21 protein-coding genes are annotated in these 22094 nt (G+C 44.5%); 9 read left to right on the forward strand and 12 right to left on the reverse strand.

The window, feature by feature from the left end; translation table 11 throughout:
* Positions 1 to 101: 101 nt before the first annotated feature.
* Complete coding sequence (gene aspS / locus PPIS_RS07510; RefSeq protein ID WP_010377581.1) at positions 102 to 1886, reverse strand: aspartate--tRNA ligase; 1785 nt, start codon at positions 1884 to 1886, stop codon at positions 102 to 104.
* 275 nt (positions 1887 to 2161) lie between these two features.
* Here aspS and PPIS_RS07515 point away from each other — a divergent pair, with 275 nt between their 5' ends.
* Positions 2162 to 2929 carry a DUF72 domain-containing protein gene (locus tag PPIS_RS07515; protein ID WP_010377579.1) on the forward strand — a complete coding sequence of 256 codons (768 nt, stop codon included), beginning with the start codon at positions 2162 to 2164 and terminating at the stop codon, positions 2927 to 2929.
* Positions 2929 to 3435: a M48 metallopeptidase family protein gene (locus tag PPIS_RS07520; RefSeq protein WP_010377577.1), complete on the forward strand. Its 507-nt coding sequence runs from the start codon at positions 2929 to 2931 to the stop codon at positions 3433 to 3435. The genes PPIS_RS07515 and PPIS_RS07520 overlap by 1 nt, the downstream gene beginning before the upstream one ends.
* Before the next feature lie 27 nt (positions 3436 to 3462).
* Here PPIS_RS07520 and PPIS_RS07525 read toward each other — a convergent pair whose 3' ends face one another.
* Positions 3463 to 4260 carry a M48 family metallopeptidase gene (locus PPIS_RS07525; RefSeq protein WP_010377574.1) on the reverse strand — a complete coding sequence of 266 codons (798 nt, stop codon included), beginning with the start codon at positions 4258 to 4260 and terminating at the stop codon, positions 3463 to 3465.
* Between the two features lie 231 nt (positions 4261 to 4491).
* Here PPIS_RS07525 and PPIS_RS07530 point away from each other — a divergent pair, with 231 nt between their 5' ends.
* Positions 4492 to 5697 carry a Bcr/CflA family multidrug efflux MFS transporter gene (locus tag PPIS_RS07530; RefSeq protein WP_010377573.1) on the forward strand — a complete coding sequence of 402 codons (1206 nt, stop codon included), beginning with the start codon at positions 4492 to 4494 and terminating at the stop codon, positions 5695 to 5697.
* A gap of 55 nt (positions 5698 to 5752) precedes the next feature.
* On the opposite strand, the gene PPIS_RS07535 is transcribed toward PPIS_RS07530, so the two are convergent.
* The 5 genes from PPIS_RS07535 to PPIS_RS07555 form a co-directional block, all read right to left on the reverse strand.
* The gene (locus tag PPIS_RS07535) at positions 5753 to 6316 is read right to left on the reverse strand and encodes a lipid-binding SYLF domain-containing protein (RefSeq protein WP_010377570.1); all 564 of its coding nucleotides are present in this window, start codon (positions 6314 to 6316) and stop codon (positions 5753 to 5755) included.
* Positions 6317 to 6390: 74 nt separating this feature from the next.
* Entirely contained in the window at positions 6391 to 7497 is a 1107-nt protein-coding gene (locus PPIS_RS07540) for an aminotransferase class I/II-fold pyridoxal phosphate-dependent enzyme (protein WP_010377568.1), read from the reverse strand.
* 52 nt (positions 7498 to 7549) lie between these two features.
* Positions 7550 to 9655: a 5-histidylcysteine sulfoxide synthase gene (gene ovoA, locus PPIS_RS07545; protein WP_010377566.1), complete on the reverse strand. Its 2106-nt coding sequence runs from the start codon at positions 9653 to 9655 to the stop codon at positions 7550 to 7552.
* A gap of 302 nt (positions 9656 to 9957) precedes the next feature.
* Positions 9958 to 10821 carry a DUF417 family protein gene (locus PPIS_RS07550; RefSeq protein ID WP_010377565.1) on the reverse strand — a complete coding sequence of 288 codons (864 nt, stop codon included), beginning with the start codon at positions 10819 to 10821 and terminating at the stop codon, positions 9958 to 9960.
* A gap of 110 nt (positions 10822 to 10931) precedes the next feature.
* Positions 10932 to 11801, reverse strand: a complete 870-nt coding sequence (locus tag PPIS_RS07555; RefSeq protein ID WP_010377563.1) for a LysR family transcriptional regulator — start codon at positions 11799 to 11801, stop codon at positions 10932 to 10934.
* 103 nt (positions 11802 to 11904) lie between these two features.
* Here PPIS_RS07555 and PPIS_RS07560 point away from each other — a divergent pair, with 103 nt between their 5' ends.
* The 5 genes from PPIS_RS07560 to PPIS_RS07580 all read left to right on the forward strand — a co-directional run bounded on the left by PPIS_RS07560 (position 11905) and on the right by PPIS_RS07580 (position 16213).
* Positions 11905 to 12882: a TDT family transporter gene (locus PPIS_RS07560; protein ID WP_010377561.1), complete on the forward strand. Its 978-nt coding sequence runs from the start codon at positions 11905 to 11907 to the stop codon at positions 12880 to 12882.
* Between the two features lie 92 nt (positions 12883 to 12974).
* Positions 12975 to 13460 (forward strand): MarR family transcriptional regulator, encoded by a 486-nt coding sequence (locus PPIS_RS07565; RefSeq protein WP_010377559.1) that lies wholly within the window; start codon positions 12975 to 12977, stop codon positions 13458 to 13460.
* Positions 13453 to 14517, forward strand: coding sequence for an HlyD family secretion protein (locus tag PPIS_RS07570; RefSeq protein WP_010377556.1), 1065 nt, complete (start codon positions 13453 to 13455; stop codon positions 14515 to 14517). Before PPIS_RS07565 ends, PPIS_RS07570 begins: the two co-directional genes overlap by 8 nt.
* A gap of 1 nt (position 14518) precedes the next feature.
* Entirely contained in the window at positions 14519 to 15550 is a 1032-nt protein-coding gene (locus PPIS_RS07575; protein ID WP_010377553.1) for a DUF2955 domain-containing protein, read from the forward strand.
* A gap of 15 nt (positions 15551 to 15565) precedes the next feature.
* Positions 15566 to 16213: a tRNA (adenine(22)-N(1))-methyltransferase TrmK gene (locus PPIS_RS07580; protein WP_010377551.1), complete on the forward strand. Its 648-nt coding sequence runs from the start codon at positions 15566 to 15568 to the stop codon at positions 16211 to 16213.
* Here the strand turns inward: PPIS_RS07580 and PPIS_RS07585 are convergent.
* The 4 genes from PPIS_RS07585 to PPIS_RS07600 form a co-directional block, all read right to left on the reverse strand.
* Entirely contained in the window at positions 16203 to 16796 is a 594-nt protein-coding gene (locus tag PPIS_RS07585; protein WP_010377549.1) for a DUF998 domain-containing protein, read from the reverse strand. The two genes, PPIS_RS07580 and PPIS_RS07585, sit on opposite strands and share 11 nt — an antisense overlap.
* An 85-nt stretch (positions 16797 to 16881) precedes the next feature.
* On the reverse strand, positions 16882 to 17631 hold the full coding sequence (locus PPIS_RS07590; RefSeq protein ID WP_248694209.1) for a substrate-binding periplasmic protein: 750 nt from the start codon (positions 17629 to 17631) through the stop codon (positions 16882 to 16884).
* Between the two features lie 100 nt (positions 17632 to 17731).
* The gene (locus tag PPIS_RS07595) at positions 17732 to 18313 is read right to left on the reverse strand and encodes a nucleoside deaminase (RefSeq protein WP_010377544.1); all 582 of its coding nucleotides are present in this window, start codon (positions 18311 to 18313) and stop codon (positions 17732 to 17734) included.
* A gap of 40 nt (positions 18314 to 18353) precedes the next feature.
* Positions 18354 to 19748 (reverse strand): aminotransferase-like domain-containing protein, encoded by a 1395-nt coding sequence (locus PPIS_RS07600; RefSeq protein WP_010377542.1) that lies wholly within the window; start codon positions 19746 to 19748, stop codon positions 18354 to 18356.
* A gap of 95 nt (positions 19749 to 19843) precedes the next feature.
* Here PPIS_RS07600 and PPIS_RS07605 point away from each other — a divergent pair, with 95 nt between their 5' ends.
* Complete coding sequence (locus PPIS_RS07605) at positions 19844 to 21226, forward strand: pyridoxal phosphate-dependent decarboxylase family protein (RefSeq protein WP_010377540.1); 1383 nt, start codon at positions 19844 to 19846, stop codon at positions 21224 to 21226.
* A gap of 17 nt (positions 21227 to 21243) precedes the next feature.
* On the opposite strand, the gene PPIS_RS07610 is transcribed toward PPIS_RS07605, so the two are convergent.
* Positions 21244 to 22086: a hypothetical protein gene (locus PPIS_RS07610; RefSeq protein ID WP_010377539.1), complete on the reverse strand. Its 843-nt coding sequence runs from the start codon at positions 22084 to 22086 to the stop codon at positions 21244 to 21246.
* Between the last annotated feature and the right edge of the window lie 8 nt (positions 22087 to 22094).

A 22094-nucleotide genomic window follows, 5' to 3' on the forward strand; every position in this document is an offset into this window, starting at 1 on the left:
GGTTATAATGCCAAAATACTGTATAGATTACCAGTTATAAGCTAGTTCATCTGATCAAAAAAGGCGACCTAAGTCGCCTCTTTTACATTCGGTTGACGAACTTACTCGCCTTCACCTTGTTCTGCTAGCTGCTTTTCTATTGAGATAGCAAGCTCTTTTAGCGCATCTGGGTTTGCAGGGCTTGGCGCATCCGTCATCAAGCACGACGCTTGCGTTGTTTTCGGGAACGCAATAACGTCACGGATGTTGTCGGTGCCACACAGTAGCATCACCAAACGGTCAAGACCGAATGCCAAACCTGCGTGCGGAGGCGTGCCATACTTCAGAGCATCGAGTAAGAAACCAAACTTCTCTTGCTGCTCAGACTCTTCAATACCTAGAATTCTGAACGCCGCCTGTTGCATTTCGTTGTTGTGAATACGAACCGAACCGCCACCGACTTCGTAGCCGTTAAGTACCATATCGTAGGCATCAGAAAGTGTTCCTGCTGGATTTGCTTCAAGGTCCGCAGCACTTACGCCTTTAGGCGCAGTAAACGGGTGGTGTACCGCGTGTAGGTTACCTTCATCGTCTTCTTCGAACATCGGGAAGTCAACAACCCAAAGTGGTGCCCACTTAGTTAGATCCGTGATTTCTAAATCAAGACCAATCTTCAGACGTAGCGCGCCCATGGCTTCGTTTACAGTATTACGCTTGTCTGCGCCGAATAGAATAATGTCACCTGTGTTTGCGCCTGTGCGCTCAAGCAGTGCATTGATCACTTCTTCATTCAAGAACTTAGCGATTGGTGACTGTACGCCTTCGATACCCGCATCACGGTCATTCACTTTCATCCAGGCAAGGCCTTTCGCACCGTAAATACCTACAAACTTAGTGTATTCATCGATTTGCTTACGTGAAAGTTGTGCGCCACCAGGTACTGATAGTACTGCAACACGACCTTTTTCGTCGTTCGCAGGGCCGCTTAGTACTTTAAATTCAACACCTTTTACGATGTCTGCAACGTCGATAAGCTCAAGCGGGTTACGTAGGTCTGGTTTATCCGAACCATATTTGCTCATCGCTTCGCTGTATGGCATCACAGGGAACTCACCCAAATCAACTTCTAGGAAAGACTGCCACATTTCACGGATCATTTTTTCTGTCACGCCACGAACTTGATCTGAGCTCATAAATGACGTTTCGATATCTATCTGAGTGAACTCAGGCTGGCGATCGGCACGTAAGTCTTCATCACGGAAACACTTTACGATTTGATAGTAACGGTCAAAACCAGACATCATTAGCAGCTGCTTAAATAGCTGCGGCGACTGCGGTAGCGCATAGAAACTGCCTTTGTGAACACGACTTGGTACTAGATAGTCGCGTGCACCTTCAGGTGTTGCTTTAGTTAGTACTGGCGTTTCAATGTCTAAGAATGCATTTTCATCCAAGAAACGACGCACAAAGCTACTCGCTTTAGCACGCATCTTAATGCGATCGCTCATTTCTAGACGACGTAGGTCTAAATAACGGTATTTAAGACGACGCTCTTCAGAGTTTTGCTGATTGAAGTCAAGCGGTAATGGTTCTGAACGGTTGATAATGGTTAAGCCAGTGCCTAAGATCTCAACTTCACCGGTTGCCATGTCTTTGTTTACTTGGCTTTCAGGACGCGCACGGACAACACCTTTGATCTGAACACAGAATTCTTGGCGCAACGTATTCGCTTTATCCATTAAGCCTTCCACTTCAGGATCGAATACCACTTGCACAAGCCCTTCTCTATCTCTTAAATCGACAAAGATTAGGCCGCCAAGGTCACGACGTTTATTGATCCAACCACATAGTTCAACTTCCTGATCTACATGGCTCTTATTTAGTTTTCCGCAGTATATAGAGCGCATAAAATTCCTGTCAGTCCAGTTTGCTCTTACGACTAATCACTTCTCACCACACAATATGAATTCACAGTATTGGTAAGCCAGTCGCTAAGACTCATTTTCAATAACCGCCAATTATATAAAAATACGCTGCATTGTCATCCTCAATCTAAGGATCTGATACACTATTCACACATTTAATCGTTGTTTTGATCACTATGTTGTATCTGGGTTGCCCACAATGGAGTAGCACACACTGGAAAGGTCGAGTATTTTCCAGCCATTGTAGTGCTACAAATATGCTCAAAGAGTATGGCCAAATTTTTAATAGCGTTGAAGGCAATACGACTTTTTATGCCGATCCAAATCCGCAGACCGTATTAAAATGGCTAGAACAAGTGCCCGATGACTTTCGCTTTACGTTTAAAATTCCTAAGCGTTTTAGTCATGAAATGGCACTTAGCCACTGCCAAGATGAATTATTGACTTGGTGTAAAAACATGGCGCCGCTGTTTCCTAAATTAGGCGTGTTAATGCTGCAATTACCTGCACAGTTTGCGCCTGAACATAAAAATAAAATGCGACAATTTCTATCTTGGTTGCCCAAAGCGCTAACTGTTGGTGTTGAAGTACGGCATTGGGACTTTTATCGCAAAGGCGATGCTGAGCGCAGATACAACCAATATTTAATCGAAAATAACTACAACCGCATCGTGATGGATACTCGCGCACTCTTTAGCGAGCCTGCCAGTACCCCTGCGATAGTAGATGCACAGCAAAAAAAGCCGCGATTACCTGTGCATGCTATTGCCACTGGAGACAGCCCTATTCTGCGATTTGTTGGTTGCTCTCAGCTTGAGTCTAATAGAGACTTTTATCAACCTTGGTTAACTAAACTTAATCAATGGCTCAGCGAAGGTAAATCACCTTATGTGTTTTTCCATACCGCAGACAATTTTGATGCACCATTTTTAGCAAGACAATTTATCGCTGATTTAGAGATACATCATCAAGTAAGCAATCCATTCCCCGCTGAAAAAGAAGCAAAGCAAGAGGCGCTGTTTTAATGTCCCATCCCTATTTTTTAAACTACTCAGAGCAAGTCCAGACTCAAGTCACTCAGCTAATAGAGAACAAGCGACTCAGTGCCTTTTTCAAAAGCCGCTATCCCGAGCCGCATCAAATCAAAAGCGATAAGCTACTTTACGAATATGTGGAAGGATTAAGACAACAGTACTTAAAAAATACCCCACGGGTATCGCAGGCCAAGTTTGAAAAGCGTAACAACATGGTATTGAATGCGTTAGGAACACATACGTTCAAAACCACACGGCACGGGCAAAAACAAAAAACGTCGCACCAAATACACATCGCAGCACAGTTAAAACACGCTCCCGAGGCGGTACTACGAGCATTGGTTGTACACGAGTTAGCGCACTTTAAAGAGAAAGACCATAACAAGGCCTTTTATAAGCTTTGTCAGCATATGGAGCCCCACTATCATCAACTTGAGCTAGAGTTACGGCTATTTATGCTGATGTGTGAAATAGAAGGCAACACCAATTACACTTAACTTAAGTGCAATTGGTGTTTTGAGAAATTAGCGTTTACAGCTTGGTGCGAAACCACCCGTACGCGCTTTGTTAGCGGTTGCTTGGGCAGTTGTCATGTTGGCTTGTAATTGCTTAATTCGATTTTCAGGCGCAGGGTGCGTCGACATAAATTCTGGTGGACGCTGTTCGCTCATTTTCGCCATATTTTGCCAAAGCGCTACAGAGCCTTCAGGATTAAAGCCAGCCTTTGCCATTAGATCTAAGCCGATAACATCCGCCTCGCTTTCATGAGAGCGGCTAAATGGCAACGCAACGCCGTACTGCGCGCCGAGACCTAATCCCTGCATAATGGCATTGCGATATTCGATATTATTCATTTCAAGCACCGCCGCACCTGCTTGCAGGCCAAACTGCAACACACTATTTTGCGATACGCGCTCATTAGCGTGTTCAGCAATAACGTGCCCTACTTCGTGACCCATAACCGCCGCAAGTTGATCTTGGTTTTCTGCAACTTTGAGGATCCCCGTATGAACCCCAATTTTACCGCCGGGTAGCGCAAATGCATTGGCAGAATCATCTTCAAATACCACAACTTCCCATTGCTGGTTTGCGTAGTTTGCTGGGAGTTGTGCTATTAAGGCATTTGCAATACACTTAACGTAGCGATTGGTTTTAGCATCAGTATCGACTTTTTGCTCTTGCTTCATTTGCTCAAAGCTTGCAACACCCATTTGGTCCATTTGTTGCTCGGAATAGAGTGCTAACTGAGTGCGTCCGGTAGGCGATGTTTTGCAGCCTGCAAGGGTTGCTGCCACGGCTATCGCGAGAACCAGTTTTTTCATAACTTGTTCCTTTTCTTATTTTATAACTTAAGTTTCTCTAAGTTTACCGCAATTTCGTCACTTAACGAGACTAACTTAGTACAATATAAAAAATTTTTCATGAACTTCTGCTGATCAGAACGCCGTCTTTTCGTTGCTCTCCTCTAGTGCACCGAGCTCCATCTCCATATAAAGCGTCGCTGATTGGTGTATATATTCTGCTTAACATTAATAAGGTTACAATACCAACATATGAAGTCATCAACACTCCCCGCAATACTATTGCCATTATTGGCTAGTATTGTCGCAATAACGCCTTTGGCCATTGACCTCTATCTCCCCGCAATGCTTGCGATTGCAAACAGCTTGAATAGCCCGCTTGAGCAAGTACAGGTTTCTCTTAGTAGCTATTTAGCAGGCTATGCTGTCGGCATGATGGTGTTTGGCCCCCTTGCAGATAGATTCTCAAGACAGACGTTAGCTATTTGGGGCTTGGTCGGGTTTACCGCATCGTCAATTGGGCTTGCGCTAACGAATGACATCGATATGTTTTGCTTCTTGCGGGTCGTTCAAGCATTTTGTGGTGCCGCAGCAACGGTCGTTGTACCTGGTGTGATCCGCTATTACTACAAAGAGCACACAGCTAAAGGAATGTCTTATGTCTCGATGATCATGATGATAGCGCCACTAATTGCTCCCTCTCTTGGTGCGTTGATCTTGTTATACTTTGATTGGCACGCCATTTTTTGGTTTTTAGCGGTATATGCGGTACTCGTAATCATCGCATTGCAGTTTTTCTGTATTGCAATTCCGACTAAAGCTGATGTCCCACTTAGCTTATCGTTTTTCTTAAAAAGCTATCGTATTGTGTTAACACAAAAGAAGGCCCGCTACGATATTCTTTCTTCGATGCTGGCATCATTCGCATTCTTTTGTTTTTTAACCTCAGTTTCATTTATTTATCTTGAGTATTATGGCGTGTCGGAGCAGCTGTTTGGAGTGTTATTCGCCATGAATGTGATTGCATTGATGCTCGGTAACTTTGCCAACACGCGTTTAGTACCAAGGCTTGGTTCTAGGAGAATGCTCAATATCGGTCTCGCGATTGGTGTCGTCTGCTCTACCATCTTAGTCATACTCAGTAGCCAATCAGTCTCGGTTTGGGTGCTAGCTTCTGCCATTGCACCCTTGATGATGAGTTTGGGGATCATTGCCAGTAACGCTGATGCACTGATATTACTGAGTTTTGAACATCAAACCGGTACCGCTACCGCGGTGATAGGCACGCTACGATTTGGTAGTGGCGCTTTGGTCGGCCCTTTACTTGCACTCGCGGTTCCTGAGTCACCTTTGCCATTCTCAAGCTTTATGTTCGCTGCCATTGTGCTAACTATCGTCTGCCAATTGCTAAATAGGCGTTTTGAGAAAAGTGTCAACGCCACAGAAATCAAAGAGTAATACACAAAAAGCCCCGACTTGCGGGGCTTTTCTCTAAAATCGTTATTAGAACAGATTAATTTAGTTCTTTATCTTTCCAGAATTTAGTGCCTTTTACTGTTGCTTGCAGCGCCAAACCACTTTCAGTAAAGGTGTACACTGTAACATCGCCATAATAGGCTTCCCCTTCTACCGATGCGCCTTTTTTAGCGGCTTTCGCTGCAGCATCTGCATTTCCGCCAAACGTCCAGCCTGAAGTAACAAACTTATTCATTGCTTCAGGAGTATGGAATACCATCACAATACGATAATCTTTTACACCTAGACCAAGGCCTACACCACCTTCAGCCATATTCATATAAGTGTTACTTCCTACCGCCTTATCGTGTACGACACCGTAACCTGTTCCAGCTGCAACAAATAGCAGATTAATATTGGCATTAGAAAAAACAGCATAACCAGGCGCTGCCGCAATTTGCGAACGCGTATCCGGCTTTTTGCTGTAAAGCTGAGTAAGTACATCGTTTTTCATATCTAGGATGGCACGTTGCTTTTCAACCTTGTCACCATCGCCCATTGAAGCACATGCACTAAGCATGACGGCCAAAAAGCCAGCCATTAAATGTTTAACGTTTACCATAGGTTTTTCCTTTCCTGCATTAATTGAAAATAACACTACCTATCATAGACGCTTAGTTTGAATGCTGGATTAATTTAGAGGTATGTTTCGAGCCTTGCCAAACCAGCGGCAAAGTTACGCTTACCCGTTCCTAAACGAAAGTGGCACTCGCTCTCCAATAGAAATAACGTTGCGGGTAACAATAGCGTGTTCGAGGTCTCTGCAAATTGACGTGACCACTTTTCAGAGTCCCTTACTGAATTAATCTTCAGCAATGACAACACACCTCCACGAGGCTCAACCCAAGTCACTTTTTGCGAGTATAAACTGACAAATTCACGTATCAATTGGACGTTATTTGCAATGATGTTCGCATTATGCGCTAAAATAGTTTCACTATGCAGTAATGCGGTTGTTGCCAATAGATCATCCACTTTACTACCACAAATGCTTAAGTAGCTTTTACCGGCCAGCAGCGCATCTGCTAGTGCTTTCGAACCGCAAATTGCCCAACCTACTCGGATGCCAGGTAAGCCCATACTTTTGGATAATACGCCTAACGTAATCGACCGCGGATAAGCTAAAAAGCGCCCACTTACGGCACGGTCATCGCCATGGCTCTGTGCTGATACTTCATCACTTAAAATGTAAGCACCATACTGCTCTGCCAGTTGTTGTATTTGTCCAACTTCATTGTCAGTCAAGCCTGCGCCCGTTGGATTATGAGGAGCGTTGACGATAATGAGTTTGGTTTTTGTCGTCACTGCGTTTTTGAGTCTTTCTATATCAACCTGCCAGTTGTCCTCTTCTCGCAATGCCACCGTGTTGACGATAGCGCCAAACTGTTTGGGAAGTGTTGCAAGCGATGGGTAACTTGGCGTACAGACCACCACCTCATCTTGTGGGTCTAGTAATTGCGCCATCGTAGTGAAAATAGCTTCTTGAGCACCGCTAAATGACACGATTTGATTAAGATCCACACATGCCGTCGTCGGCAGATGATAAGCTTTAATCGCCGCTTTTAGCCCTTCACTGCCCGCAATCGGATTGTAACCCAGTTCAATGTCTGGCATTTTACCGCCACCAAGCTCAATAAGTTCACCAAGCGTGACACCTTGAGCGCAGGAATCACTCAAGTTGATGTCGATGGGAGTAGCCAAGCTTTGACTAAACTTAATGTGATCGGGTAATACTAATTCCATTCTCTAACCTAAAAAGTCATGCCAGCACTTTGGCTGGCATGGGTATCAACGACTATTTAAGACGCCATAGCGTAAGTTGGCATCGCTCTAGTTCAACTTTACGTGCGTTTTTGCTTATGGCGGACATTACTTCATCTTCAGCCAACAGTTCAAAATCTCGTCCCAGTAAAATTTCTAAACCATCACGGCCCGTGACGTTCTCACCACTGACCTTATAACCGCCCAACCAGTTTTGTGCTTGGGTTAGCGCTTTGTCCCACTGATAGGCTGAGCTTATCGCAAGGATCCCGCCTGCATTCAAGCGCGATTTAATTTGGTTTAAAAAGGTTTTTGGTGAATATAAGTATTCCACAACACGATGACACAAGATTAAGTCATACTCGGCGAATTGTGGTTTAAGGTTATGCCCATCCCCTTGGCAGAAATGGATACGCTCACTGAGTTCATTAAAACCTAATTGCGAAGTAGACACTTCGTGGAAGTCCACAATTTCACCTTCAATCTCGGTAGCAAAGCGTACCGGCGTGCCTTCTTTTAAGGCCAACGCGTGTTGAATATTGCGCGCAGTAAAATCAATGCCATCTACTTGAGTAAAGTGTTTCGCTAATTCAAAACTTGCACGACCGACCGAGCAACCCAAATCCAGCGCTTTATCTGTATTACCTTGATAATGCACCATTAGCTGTGAAACAACACTTTGCAATGGATTGCCAAAATGCATAACAGGCTTGCCGTAGTGGCTATGTAGCGCATTGGCAACGTCCGAATCCATTTCGCACAAGTTGACCTTTTGCACTGGCACTTGTGGGCTCTCACTTTCGATGTATCTGAATCCTGCATGTTGGAAGAAGTGGCGTCTAAAGGCATAACGAGAGTCTCGCACGGCTTCGTTACCTGTAGAAATCCAAGAACCACCTTTGATCAGATTATGTTTACCGTCAAAAGTGGGAGTCGAGAAATCATCGTATAATGGATGCACTTTAAAGCCGCTATATGCGTCGATCGGACTTTCCGTCCATTGCCAAACATTGCCGATGATGTCGAATAAACCTTCAGTTTCAAAACGGTTAACCGGACAGCTTGAAGCACATACCTCAAGGTTGATGTTTCCCGGCGCTTCGCTCCATGTCGGCAGATCAACATCAAGCTTATCGCGTAGTACTTGCCACTCTGCTTCTGTTGGTAAGCGTACAAAGTGCTCACTTTGCTCAGACTTCCAGTTACAAAAAGCCTTCGCTTCAAGGTAATTAACCTCAACTGGCCAATTGAGAGGTAATGGAATTTCCTCGGCTAAATTTCGTTGCCAAAAGCCTGTGTCTTTCTTTATCCAAAAGCGCGGCATGGTTGATTTAGTTGAAGCCAGCCAAGCTTGACCTTCAGCCGTCCAAAACTTAGGCTGCTGGTAGCCACCAGCTTCGACAAAGGTTAAAAACTCTTGGTTTGAGACCACATATTTACTGGCCTTGAATGGCGCCACTTTGACGTCTTGTACACCATATTCGTTATCCCAACCGTAGGTTTGATTTGACTCAGGTTTGCCAAGCCGAACATCACAACCGCTTACTGAGATTAGGTTGTTGTCAGGTGCATCATCGTACTCATCACACGCTTCCCAACCGGGTTGTAAAGTCAGGTCAGCCAGCGGCAGCATCCGCATTATTACAGAGGAGGTTTCTAGGTGAATACGCTCATGTTCAATACCCATTAGGACAACCCACGTAAGGCTCTCTTGAGTGATTGGTAGAGTAATATCCATCTCATCAATTAACCCGTTAATAAGCGCATTCACCTGTTGGCGATAAGCACGCACTTCTGGCACTGTTGGCCAATCGTAATTATTGCTATCAAGGTCGTCCCAAGACATTTCGTCTACGCCAACTGCACAGGTAGATTCAATGTGTGGATTAACACGTTGAGTGATGTATTTACCTAACATCAACTTATTAACGTAAAAACAAGCGGTATGACCGAAATAGAAAATGAGAGGATGCCGTAACCGCTCAGCCTTCACAAAATAGGCGTCGTCATTGTTGATATTGCTAAATAATGATTCGTACTGCTGCCAGCTATTGTTGAAGTATGCTTTGATCTCAGCGCGCTTTTTCTCTACATCGCCACCAGAAAGCCAGATTGGCTTTAATGTATTTGGTCTTTCCATACAATTATCTTCTTTAAACTTGCTACTTCGATACATACACCATTTCAATGCATGCAGCTTTTAAACTTTGCTCACTTTGCCACTTAATACCAATGGCATCTTGCTGTATACGTTTGATAATCTAGCTTAGACCACTGATATCAACTTTTTATGACCTTAACTTATTCACATTTAATTTTCACTGCCGACAGGACTATTTTCAGAAAAAACTTCACTTGGCACATCTGGCATATGTGATAAAAATAAAAAGAGCGCAACTCAGGTCACGCTCTTTTGGCAGCAGGGCTGCATCACAATGAAATTTACGTGACCGCTGGCTCTATGGACTCAGCCGAGCTGGACTCCAATGTCAAAAATACCATCACCATGATATTGGCGATAAACCACAAGTCTTTAATCACAAATTGTCCCAAACCACCAAGCAAGCTCATGTCGCTAAACGCACCGGCTGCGGTAAACAAAAAGCTTTGTGTCATAACAAATACCGCAAGACACCCAAGGCTTGCAACACCAATCAAGACTCGCTGTTTGAACCAAATGCCAATGCCGAGCAAGCCTGCTATCAAAATGTCATAGGTGCCTATCACGTTTGAGGCTTCTTGCACGGTAAACAACTCATACATCCAAGACATAAACGGTGAAGTTTCTACTAGCGGCACGATTGCCTTTGCTTCGAGTTCAAGAAATTTCATTCCACCGATCCAGACTAAAACCAATGCCACCGGGAAATAGTTCGCCCATATGAGCGCTCGCGTGTTGATATAATGACGGCAGTAGAGAAATAGTGCGATGGGTACTAACGCAAAATACTTGATGATCCCTTGCCCTGAACCAATAACGGGAAAACCGCCATGGGCTGCTATCCAGCGGTTTTCGGCAAACAACGTCAACAACGTAAATAAACTAATGATGGCAATTAAGGCAAGTGGCCACGCCGCAGGAATAATCTTACATTGCTGTAAAATGACTAAACCAGCAGCGACCATTAACGCAAAGCCAAATACAATGCCAAGCGTGGCAACAGGCACCCACTCTGTTAACCCGTAAAAGCTAAAGGTGCCTGAAATGGTACTTGACCCAGCGCCAAACAAAAATGAAATGCCAAGCAGTAATAAGCTCACTGCTAACACGCCTGAAATAGAATAATCGATAGTTCTGAACGACATATCTAACCTCTTAATATGCTATTGTCTATAAGACCCGAGGTTTTAGAAAGTTCATTCAGCGATTGTGAAGTTTATGCCCATTGCAAGCTGTGTTGAGTCGGCAGGCAAGTTCAACGCCAGTGCGTCGCAAAGTCAATGAGTCGCGTTAATATTGGGCTTTGAAATTTATCTTTACGCGTCACCAGCCAAAACTGCCTCGGTGTGGCTTTTAAACCTGAAAGCGCCTTAATTCGTTGCTGTGCTATGGCATGTTCAGCGGAGTATTTTGAGATACACGCTAAACCGAGCCCTGCCGCAACACCATTTATAATCGCCTCGGTAGAATTTAACTCAAACGCGGTTCGCCACGACGTAAGCTGCGCTGCAATATTCGCTAAGAAAAATTCTCGACTGCCGGAGCCTTGTTCCCGCAACAGCCAACGAGATTGACTTTGTATCAGCATTTGAAAGTCAGTTACCGCAAAGTCCATTGCACTTACGATACACATTTCATCTTCAAACCAAGGCATGATGTCTAAATCTTCGCCTATCACTCGGCCTTCAACAAAACCAATGTCTAATTCGTAATCACGAAGCATGGCGCACACCTTCGCCGTATTGGTTATAAACAACTGCTGCTGCGTATGCCCTGTTTGCTGCTGAAAAGCCGCTAACATGGGAGGCAGCAAATGATTGCCTAAGGTATCGCTGGCACCAATTTTAATTTCGCCATATAGCCTCTCGCTTCCTTTAAATAAGGACTCTAAGAAGCGACATCTATCAAGCACTTGATGCGCATGCGGTAGTAATAACTCTCCGGCAGGATTTATCATTAATCGATTATTTACACGATCAAATAATGGTTGTTCGAGATGACGCTCTAACTCCGCTAGTGCCATGCTAACAGCTGCCTTAGTTAAACATAGCTTATCCGCAGCGGCCGTGATCGAACGCTCTTGCACGATTACCGTAAATACATTGAGTTGCTTAAGGGTTATCATTGGCGTTAAGAATTATTGAACACTAATTTAAATATATTCAGATATTCTTAATCAAAGCGCAAGCGTATTATCCCTTCACCGAACAATTGTTGTGAAATTACGCATGGCTACTCTTCTTTCTTATGGTAAAAAACTAACAGCCAATATCCCCACCCCTATGTCTGGTCTTGCTCTTGGGCTGGCTAGTTTAGGCTGGTGTATCAGTAACCTCTTTCCCACATTTTTTGTGTTAAAACCTTTAAGTGCACTTCTGGCTGGCTTTATTTTATTGCTGTTAGTGCTTAAGTTTATTCATCAACCAGCTCAATTAAGAGCAGATCTCGCGCATCCAGTGGTTGGGAGTGTATTACCAACCAGCGCCATGACAATCATGGTGATTTCTCATAGCATCGCGGCCTATTCTCACCTTATTGCAACTGTGGTTTGGCTACTCGCCATTGCAGTTCATCTGGGTTTGCTAGCCAGCTTCGTGTATTTTCGCAGCCGCAATTTTGAGCTCAACCAGCTAGTGCCAAGTTGGTTTATTCCCCCTGTTGGGTTTGTCGTTGCCGATGTCACCTTTAACGGCATGTCAGCGTTGCAACCTTTGGCTATGGGGCTTTGGTACTTGGGAGTGATATTTTACTTACTGCTGCTACCGTTCATGATTTACCGTTTGTGTAGAGGCAGTGCCATACCACAGCAAACCCAACCTACAATTGCAGTCATGGCAGCGCCTGCGAGTCTATGTTTGGCAGGATATTTAAGTGTCCACCCAATGCCAGCGGCTGACGTGGTGTTTGCCCTACTGAGTATTGCTATTATTATGACCCTAGCGATATACCTTGCTTTTATTCAGCTTCTGCGACTGCCATTTAGTCCCGCTTTTGCAGCATATACCTTTCCATTAGTCATCGGCGTCACCGCCATTAGTAAAGTCGTCACTTGGCCCGGCAGCGAACACTTAAGCTCAGGTTGGTTAAGTGTGTTGCAGTACCTAGTTTGGTTTGAACTTGTTGTTGCGATCGCTGTAATTAGCCACGTTTGTATTCACTATGTGCGATTTTTACTAAAAATAAGCACCGCCAATTCAGAGAGTTAAAGCTAATATTGCAATAATCTAAACATGCAGCATTTACTTAGCATGCTAACTAATTTAGAATACTTAGCATGCTAAATAAATGTATCTAAGTTATGTCGTCACTTCCATTTCATGAAACGCTCGATCTCAGTCTCTGTGGCAAGTTAGGCCGAGTCCATAGAATTTGCCGTCAAGCCGTAACCCAAGCTGTAGAGCCACTCGGTTTTACCCAGCCACGCTGGACCGCCATGATGCATATTCATCATTTAGGTGAAGGCTGTACACAACACCAATTGGCGTGCAGTTTAGATATCGAAATGCCGAGCCTGACTCGCACGATGAAACAGTTAGAAGAAAATAACGTGATTGAGCGCCGCATTGATAAGCAAGACAAACGCTGTCGTAAAATCTACTTCACCGAACACGGGCAAGCCCAATTAGCGCAGCTAAAGATGCGGATCAGTGAAGTGAAGGCACTTTTATATCATGAGCTTAGCGATGACGAGCTCAATGCTATTGCACATGCTTTGGTCAAACTTGAGAACAATGCTCAGCAATGTTGTGACAATATTTCTGAAAATGGGAGTACCAGTGAGTAAACTTAGTCCAGATCAGCAATTTTCCCGCTACGTAAAGGTTTCAATCGCTCTTTTTGCACTCTGCTTTAGCTATTTTATCTTTGCTGATCTCTATATACCAATGACGCCTCAGGCACGTGTATATCATCAAGTAACCAAAGTGACGCCTAAAGTCAGTGGTGAAGTGCTTGCAGTGAATATCAGCAATAACCAAAGAGTTCAGCAAGGGCAACTCCTACTTACTATCGATGAAGCGCCGTATCGTTTAGCATTAGCTCAGGCTGAGCTCGCTTTGGCAGAAGTTAATCAACAAAACAAACAATTAGACGCACAGGTAGTTGCCCAGCAAGCACAAATAGAGGCTGCTGTAGCCAAATATGATGAGCAACAGCGACTTTATAAACGCAGCCAATCTTTGCTGTCACAACACGCAATTTCAACGCAGGAATCAGATCAAATTCAAGCAAACTTTGCGACGGCTAAGTCACAGCTTAGTGCACTCAGAGCTAATCTACATGCGCTTGAAGTAAAGCGTGGTGCAACCGACGAACAGAATATTGCACTAATGCAAGCACAAAATGCCGTAGAGCAGGCTAAATTACAGCTCAGCTATACCGAAGTACGCGCGCCCCATGATGGCATCATTAGTAACTTACAGATCACCACCGGAACCTATGCTCGAACGGGTGTGAGTCTAACCAGTTTGGTTTCGGACAATGTTGACTTAGCTGCAGATTTCAGAGAAAAATCGCTTTACCACGTCAAACTTGGCGAACAAGCGCTAGTGAGCTTTGATGCGTTACCGGGCAAAGTCTATCCCGCCGTGATCCATGAATTTTCTGCTGGCGTCAGTGATGGGCAACTCAATGCCGACGGCCAATTGGCTGCCGTTGAGACCTCCAATCGCTGGGTGCGAGATGCGCAGCGTCAACGCGTTCATTTATCATTTGATGAGCCATTACCTTTACTAGCAAGTGGTGCCAGAGCGACGGTTCAAGTGCTGCCTGAAAGCACTTTGCTTGCAACCCTTGCACAAGCGCAAATTAAATTCGTCAGTCTACTTCACTACGTTTATTGATATGAAAGTTGCACTAAACGCCAATGACCTCAGACAGATGCTACGTATTGCAACTGGGAGTACGTTAGGCTTTGCACTAAGCAAACTGCTCAACTGGCCGTACGGTATCTTTTTTACCGTATATCCCATGCTGCTACTTGGCTTAGTACCAATGTTAAACGCACACATAGTGCGCCAGTTTATCTTAAGTGGGTTAGTCTGTGCCTTTTCGGTGTTAGTACTACAAGGGCTATTTGGCTTCCACCCTGCGTTAATGTCCCTACTCACCTTTACCTTATTTGCCTTCTTGTTTTTGCAAATGAGCAAAGGCGTTAACTTCTTATTTGGTGCAATGAGTGTGGTGGGACTATCAATCCAACTTCATTTTGCTAGTTACGCTTCAACCAGTGGTGGCTTATATTCACTCATAGCCAGTAACTCTCTGGCTATTTTCATTAGTATCGCAACCGCATATGCAATGCATTGGTTATTTCCAGATGTTACTGTGCGTCAATTACCGCCACGGCCTGCGAAAGATGCGGCAAGTATTCGCCATGAAGTCTTACTGTGCGCCACCGTAGCCACTCTCTCATTTATGGTATTCCAAATCCTAGATTTACAAGATTCCGTTTCCGCCCAAGCGGCATCAATACTAATCCTCTTTCCACTGAGTTGGAAGGCGGCAGGCACTGCCGGCTGGCAACGTGCAGTTGGCACGCTGATAGGTTGTAACTTGGCATTAGCAGCGCAAATCCTACTGCAAATCTATAGCCAAATTTTACTTTTTCCAATTTTGATTTTATGGATCTTAGTCTTCATTTTTAGTCGCTACCACTTGCTAAGTGGTGGTGCTCCTGGGATTGGCTTTGGTATTATTACCACTTTTGGGATCTTATTTGGTCAGTCTCTCGCGCCAAATCAAGATTTAATCTATAGCGCACTGTATCGCTTCAGTTCAGTGAGCGTTGCAATTACGGTAAGTCTCTGTGCAATTTACCTTATTCATCGCCTACTTAACCACTTTAGTGCAACGCGCCACCATACCTACGCCTGAATAAAAGGAATCCACTTGAAGCTTGGAAAACGCTTACAGACTTTGCATGATGTTGTTACTGAAGACTATCAACATATTTGGGACTGCTGCTGTGATCATGGCCAGCTTGGCGCACAATTTTTACATTCGAGCCAAGCGCACATACACTTTGTTGATGTAGTCCCAATGCTTATCGCGAAAGTGAAACAGGATCTCGCACGCTTCTTTCCAGAAGCTGAAACGCGCTATAGCCTTTACACCCAAGACGTTGCGAAGCTCCCTCTTGCACAATACTCTGGCAGGCAATTAGTGATCATCGCAGGTGTTGGCGGCGACTTAACCGCAGAACTGATGACAAGCCTTTGCTGCAATTTGCGTGACGAGGTCGATTTCTTGCTTTGCCCAGTTCATCATCATTATACCCTGAGGCAAAACTTGCAATCTTTGCCACTTAAGGTGATCCATGAATCACTGGTTGAAGAAAATCGACGTATTTACGAAGTGCTCTACCTTACTTCAGGTAAGACTGGCGCTGCCATAACCCCGTTGGGCGAAGCGATTTGGCAACAAGGCACGCTTTCCAAACGCTATTTAGAGAAAACGCTGGATCATTATGCACGTGTTGCCAAAGGCAAACCCGAAGCGCAAGCCATTTTATCGGCTTATCAACACCTTACACTATAAAACACAGTGCACTCAGCCAAACTAACTGAGTGCCATAACTTAATCGCTGATAGAGCCCACTATTACGCTTTTGCTTGTAAGCGTTGGCAAGCTGATAGCTAAAAGCGACACAAATCAATACACAAACGGTAGAAAACCAAGCAAATCGTGAATTTAACGGGCTTACAAACCAAACCAATAAAGGGGCGATAAGTAAGCTTAATAGCATTACCATGCCTGCGAAAGAATGAATATTACACGCTCGACTTGGCGAGGTTGTGTATGGATCCCGATCCATAGGAAAGAAACCTGCAACAGCAGTTGCTAGACCATGACAAACAATCAAACCGCCAATAACACCTAATGCCCAGTTCCCTTCGGGTACCAAGATGATATAAAAACCGAAACTACAAAATAGCAGGGCTAAGGGGTAATTATTAACTGCAGGAGACAATCGCTCTGTTGGGCTACCACTGGCGCCTAACTCACTACAAAATTGATTTTTGTGACTATAATTTGGGTAACGCTTGGCAACGCCATATACCCCTACCAGCATCCATATACTTGCTAGTATGCCAAAATAACTCACCAACTCTTGCAGCATCACGCCTATCCTTAATGCGCTAAATTTATGTCTACACACTTTATACTAATTTAGAAACATACGAAACCGAGCGGCTGCATTCAATTTAGTGAATTTTCCAGCGCTCCAAAATAGCTTGTTGCTGACCACTTTGACTTAATTCCGCTAGTGCGTGCTGCAAGCGGTTCGCAAGCTCATTGGGAAACTCTGCATTCACCGCCAGAGCCAACTCACTTGGGAAATGCTCAAGAAGTAACTTATGCTCAATTGCTTTTGGGTCCAGTTTAAGGGCATTTAGTTCTTTCTCGAGTGTTAATGTGTTGGTTAGGACAAAATCAATCCGGCCCTTAAACAATAAATTCCAAAGACTTTGGTAGTTTGACACTAAAACCAACTCATAGCCTTCAGAAAAACCAGCTTGTTTGAGAAAGGTTTCACTATAATAACCGCGTATGGTTCCGGTGCGATACCGCTTTGCAGCATCAAGATCATTTATAGGCGTTTGAGATTGTTTCAGACCAATGAGTGATGCGGACGTATGGCACACAGTACCCAAAAAGCGGAAATAGACTTCTCGAGTTGGTGTTTTTAGCCAAGATAACAACACCACATTAGGTTTTGTTTCTAATTCGTGTAACACACGTGCCATCGGCATTATGCTAATTTTAGCAGTAACATTTGCTTTATCTGCTACCGCTTGAGCAAGCTCAACTAGGCCACCATCCACTTCTCCTTGGCCATTAATAAAATGATAGGGAGGCAAATCTTCCGCTACAAAGTGCACCGTTTCTTGTGGCGAAGCAATTATTTTGGTTGATGCAAGTAGCGCCATAAGGAATAAAATTTTCCGGATCATTTTATCTCAATAAATTAAATAATCATTCGATCAGTGTGCCCGTATTTGCATTGCAATTCAATCCGTAGCAATGGCTTTGCCTCACTATGGGTACAGTCATTTACTTATGACCTGCGTTTACCGCTGCCAGACCTTGCCAATCTTCTAAATCTTGTTCTGGCTTTTCAGCACGAAATTGTTGATACAGTACGATACCTTGCTCATCTTCTAAAATATCAACCTGTACGCCCTTGTTTTCAAGTAACGGCTCATTGCCTGACGCACTAGTGATATCCCCCACCACGACTCGCTGAAAGCCACGCATATAGAGTAACGTTGCGCATACATCACAAGGACTTAGGCTGGTATACAAAGTGGTTTTACTAAAATCAATCCGTCCCGCATCTCGAATTGCCGAGGTTTCACCATGGTTATATGGGTGGCTCTCTTGTACTAACGTATTATGTCCTTTACCTACAATTTGATTGGTTTCGTTATCAACAATAACCGCGCCAATTGGGCAACCGCCCTCTTCATAACTCTTTTGTGCCAGCAAAACAGCAATGCGCATAAAGTCTTTATCGCAAAGCTTACGCGTAAAGTCGCTATCGAGTAATACGCCAAGACTCTTGGTTGGCATATGTGCAATGGCATTGAGCGCTTCGCTATTTACTTGGGTTTCTGCGTTGAGTAATACAGTCATTTTTTAATTCCTTGTTGTATTATATGAACCGAGCTTAACGCTATAATTTGGCGCAATTATGAAGTACCCAATCACATAGCTTATCTAACCAAGGTTTTGCCACACCAAGCGGCCAACCGCAATTGATCCGCAGATGATCTTGATACAACTCACGACTTGTAAATAAGCTGCCTTGGCGAATTTCAACACCAAGTTCAGCGAGCCGTAAAGCGAGTGCATCACAGTCAATATTAGGCAGTTTCAGCCATAATGCCATTCCGCCCTGAGGGGAAGATATTTTACAGCCTTTTGGTAAACGCGATTTCAAATAGCTTTGGTAAGCGAAGCAATGTGCCGCTAAGGTGCGATTAAGCGTACGTAAATGGCGCTGGTAATGTCCTGTCTCAATAAAGCGTGATACCGCCATTTGTAAACATTGATTTGGCATGCCGTGAAATGCCTGCATGAGCGCGGCCACTTGGCTTTGATAACGCCCAGCTTCACACCATCCAACTTGCAAGCCCGGCGCTAACGTCTTAGACACTGAGCTACACCAAATTACATATCCGGCTTTATCCCACGCCTTTATCGGTAAAGGCATTGTGTGATTATGGCTCAGCTCCCCAAAGACGTCGTCTTCAATAATCGCCACTTGATACTGCGCAGCAAAATCCGCAAGCCACGCTTTTTGTTGCACAGATAGACTGTGCCCCGTTGGGTTTTGGTGGTTTGCCGTAAGCAAACACGCTGACACCCTTTGCGTTGTCACGACCTGTTCCAAGGCTTCCAGGTCAAGTCCTTCGGGCGTTGTTGGGATCTCAATCACCTTGAGCTGTAGCGTTGCAAGCAGTTGCAATAAACCTTGATAACAAGGTGATGGCACGACCACACAATCCCCCGCTTTTGTAACAGCCTGCAGTCCCGCCATCACGGCTTGAATACAACCGCCTGTCACCACGAGATTATCAGGATTCAGCGCCAACCCCTTTTGTTTAAAGTGCTTGGTTAAATTCTCTCTAAGCGACATCAGTCCCATCGCGCTTGGATAATGAAAATGGTGATACTGAGGAGAGTCGAACGCTTGCTTTATAAACTTAGTCAAGCGATTTATGGGCATCAACTCGGGCGCTACTTGCACCGTCGATAACATCGTATTGAGCCCTACGACAGAGGGTCTTAACGCACTTTTAGGCGATTTCACTTCACTCGTAAACGTGGCAAAGTCAATGTCACTATTTTTCGCTATCGGTTTACAAATATAAAAACCAGATTTCTCTTGAGAAGCTAAAAAGCCATTATCCTGTAGTTCCTCGTAGGTTCTAATTGCAGTACTCATGCTCACGCCATGCTGCTTGGCAAAGATCCTAAGTGAAGTCATTTTTTCACCGACTTGACGTTCACCGGCGTTTATCTCTGTAATCACCTGCTCACTTAATGTAATAAACTTTCTCGCCATCTGTACCCTTAACAACCAAGAATTCTGTATCTGTACTGCATTTTTATCGAAGTTACACTGTAATTCCAGTATTCGTTCACAAATAGGATTGGCACATGACGATGACACACAACCAATGGCAAGCATTACCCCAATTGCTCACTGAATTTTCTAAACTTACCGAGGCATTTATACAGTCTAGTAATAGCCGCCCAGTCGCAGGTCGAGATATTGCTCCGCCCGACCTCACACTCACAGAATCAGGAATTGAATTTGAGTCTCTGATAGAGATTTTTAGTAAACAAGTAGTGCCAAACTTAAGCACCAGTATTGGGCCTAGGTATTGGGGATTTGTCACCGGCGGCGCAACGCCTGTTGCCACCTTTGCCGATTGGCTGGTGTCAACCTATGACCAAAATGTCTCAAAGGGTGATGGCTCCATTGCAACCAGTATAGAGCGGCAGGCCATTCGCTGGCTAACCGAATTATTCGACCTACCAGCAAGCTTTGATGGCCTTTTTACTACAGGGGCGACAGCGGCAAATTACTTAGGTGCAGTCATAGCACGCCAGTTTGCAGGGCATCAACAAGGGATCAATGTGGCAGAAGATGGAGCCTTCGGTTTGGAAGTTGAGGTTTTTTGTGCGACGCCCCATGCGAGTATGATTAAAGCGCTTGGTCTTGCAGGCCTAGGCCGCAACCAAATCACGAGAGTCGCAACGCAAGTAGGCAATGAAGCTACGGATATTGCAGCGCTTGAGTCAGCGCTTGCAAAAAGTAACGCCAAAGGAAAAATTGTCATCGCCAGTGCCGCCACGGTTACCGGTACTAATTTTGATGATTTAATGCAGATCCGCCGTCTATGCGATAAACACCAAGCTTGGCTGCATGTTGATGCTGCATTTGGCATTTTCGACCGTCTGGTTTCTGGCTCAGAAGGTCGCACTAAGGGGCTTGAGTTAGCCGATAGTATTACCTTGGATGCACACAAGTGGCTCAATGTGCCATACGACTGTGGGATCTTTCTCACTCGTCATTTGCACTACTTGGTTGAAAGCTGCGACGTTCCAGCTCCTTACTTAGTCACATCAAAAGCCGACCCCGACTTTTTTTCGATGGGTGTAGAGAACTCTCGTCGATTTAGGGCATTACCCGTTTGGATGTCATTACTTGCCTATGGTAAAGACGGGATCCGTCAATGGGTAAGCAAAAATATTGCGCAAACTAAACAACTTGCAGACTGGTTTTCTGATTCTCCAGACTATGAATTAGTCTACTACGGAGAGCTCAACGTGGTGCTTTTCAAGCCAAGCGGCAAAGATGACGCAGCAACAACTGCCCTCCTTCATGCCATTAATGCGGACGGCCGTATATTTGTCAGCCCAGGAAGTTGGCAAGGACAGAAGGTGATCCGTGCTGCGCTCAGTAATTGGCAAACGGAGCAAATTGATTTAGACATAGCAAAAAGCGCATTAACCGAGTTAGCTAAGGCGCTTTAAGATTATACTATTTGAAGTTAGCTAACGCTGTGATTAGGAGTAATACTTTGCGCCAATTTGCGACTGTATTCCTCAAAATCAATATTGCTTTGCTCACCAAGTCCTGCCACCGCATGAGAAATAAACTGCGGTGGTACAAATAGATAAGTACGTTTTTTAAATTTCCAATGACGCACGATGTGCTTGGGCTGATGCTTGTCTTCATCTAACCCAGCCAACGAAAATAAATCTTGCCAGTCACTTTCGGTATCGCCTGTCGACTGGGCAATACTTTGTGGTTCGATACTAAGCAAAATTGCCGACGTTTGTGGCACCCCCATCAACAGCTCACCAATAAAAAAGATGCTACCACTGCGGCAAAGCTGCTGCTGCGCTTCCGTCATCTCAGATTGCTCTGCCATCTTCGCCCTTTGGTATTGCATACCATTAAACATGGACTTGGCAAAAGGCAGCTGCTTTTCAGAAAACTCTCGATTTAAGACATGCTGAAACAGCGCTTTGCCGAGCGCATTACCTACGCCATCGTGACTAAAAGTGCCTTCTTCCACATTGGTTTCAATGAAAAGCCCTGACTCTACCAAAATATTTTTCACAGCTTGGTAGTTAAATATTGAAAACGGCTTCCCCGTCACCGGATTTGTTGTCGATGTCACCGCTTTTGTCATTGCAGCAAAAAACACACTAATATCAACGAATGCACTTTTTAAGTCAGTGTCAAAGCTCTTAATGCTATCCGCCGTAGCACACAACATGATATTACCCGTTTCATTAAACACATAATGTTTAGTAATTGGGGTGTATATTGGCTGTGATTGCGGTTTTGACGGTTTATCTTGCTTGCTAAACCAAGTTGAGAACATTGTTTACT

Origin of the sequence: Pseudoalteromonas piscicida, from assembly GCF_000238315.3 — a bacterium.
GTDB lineage: Bacteria > Pseudomonadota > Gammaproteobacteria > Enterobacterales > Alteromonadaceae > Pseudoalteromonas > Pseudoalteromonas piscicida.

Excerpts from the sequence above, each read along its gene's own strand:
- aspS (WP_010377581.1), bottom strand. The coding sequence starts at position 1,886 with ATGCGCTCTATATACTGCGGAAAACTAAATAAGAGCCATGTAGATCAG.
- PPIS_RS07515 (WP_010377579.1), top strand. The coding sequence starts at position 2,162 with ATGCTCAAAGAGTATGGCCAAATTTTTAATAGCGTTGAAGGCAATACG.
- PPIS_RS07520 (WP_010377577.1), top strand. The coding sequence starts at position 2,929 with ATGTCCCATCCCTATTTTTTAAACTACTCAGAGCAAGTCCAGACTCAA.
- PPIS_RS07525 (WP_010377574.1), bottom strand. The coding sequence starts at position 4,260 with ATGAAAAAACTGGTTCTCGCGATAGCCGTGGCAGCAACCCTTGCAGGC.
- PPIS_RS07530 (WP_010377573.1), top strand. The coding sequence starts at position 4,492 with ATGAAGTCATCAACACTCCCCGCAATACTATTGCCATTATTGGCTAGT.
- PPIS_RS07535 (WP_010377570.1), bottom strand. The coding sequence starts at position 6,316 with ATGGTAAACGTTAAACATTTAATGGCTGGCTTTTTGGCCGTCATGCTT.
- PPIS_RS07540 (WP_010377568.1), bottom strand. The coding sequence starts at position 7,497 with ATGGAATTAGTATTACCCGATCACATTAAGTTTAGTCAAAGCTTGGCT.
- ovoA (WP_010377566.1), bottom strand. The coding sequence starts at position 9,655 with ATGGAAAGACCAAATACATTAAAGCCAATCTGGCTTTCTGGTGGCGAT.
- PPIS_RS07550 (WP_010377565.1), bottom strand. The coding sequence starts at position 10,821 with ATGTCGTTCAGAACTATCGATTATTCTATTTCAGGCGTGTTAGCAGTG.
- PPIS_RS07555 (WP_010377563.1), bottom strand. The coding sequence starts at position 11,801 with ATGATAACCCTTAAGCAACTCAATGTATTTACGGTAATCGTGCAAGAG.
- PPIS_RS07560 (WP_010377561.1), top strand. The coding sequence starts at position 11,905 with ATGGCTACTCTTCTTTCTTATGGTAAAAAACTAACAGCCAATATCCCC.
- PPIS_RS07565 (WP_010377559.1), top strand. The coding sequence starts at position 12,975 with ATGTCGTCACTTCCATTTCATGAAACGCTCGATCTCAGTCTCTGTGGC.
- PPIS_RS07575 (WP_010377553.1), top strand. The coding sequence starts at position 14,519 with ATGAAAGTTGCACTAAACGCCAATGACCTCAGACAGATGCTACGTATT.
- PPIS_RS07585 (WP_010377549.1), bottom strand. The coding sequence starts at position 16,796 with ATGCTGCAAGAGTTGGTGAGTTATTTTGGCATACTAGCAAGTATATGG.
- PPIS_RS07590 (WP_248694209.1), bottom strand. The coding sequence starts at position 17,631 with ATGATCCGGAAAATTTTATTCCTTATGGCGCTACTTGCATCAACCAAA.
- PPIS_RS07595 (WP_010377544.1), bottom strand. The coding sequence starts at position 18,313 with ATGACTGTATTACTCAACGCAGAAACCCAAGTAAATAGCGAAGCGCTC.
- PPIS_RS07600 (WP_010377542.1), bottom strand. The coding sequence starts at position 19,748 with ATGGCGAGAAAGTTTATTACATTAAGTGAGCAGGTGATTACAGAGATA.
- PPIS_RS07605 (WP_010377540.1), top strand. The coding sequence starts at position 19,844 with ATGACGATGACACACAACCAATGGCAAGCATTACCCCAATTGCTCACT.
- PPIS_RS07610 (WP_010377539.1), bottom strand. The coding sequence starts at position 22,086 with ATGTTCTCAACTTGGTTTAGCAAGCAAGATAAACCGTCAAAACCGCAA.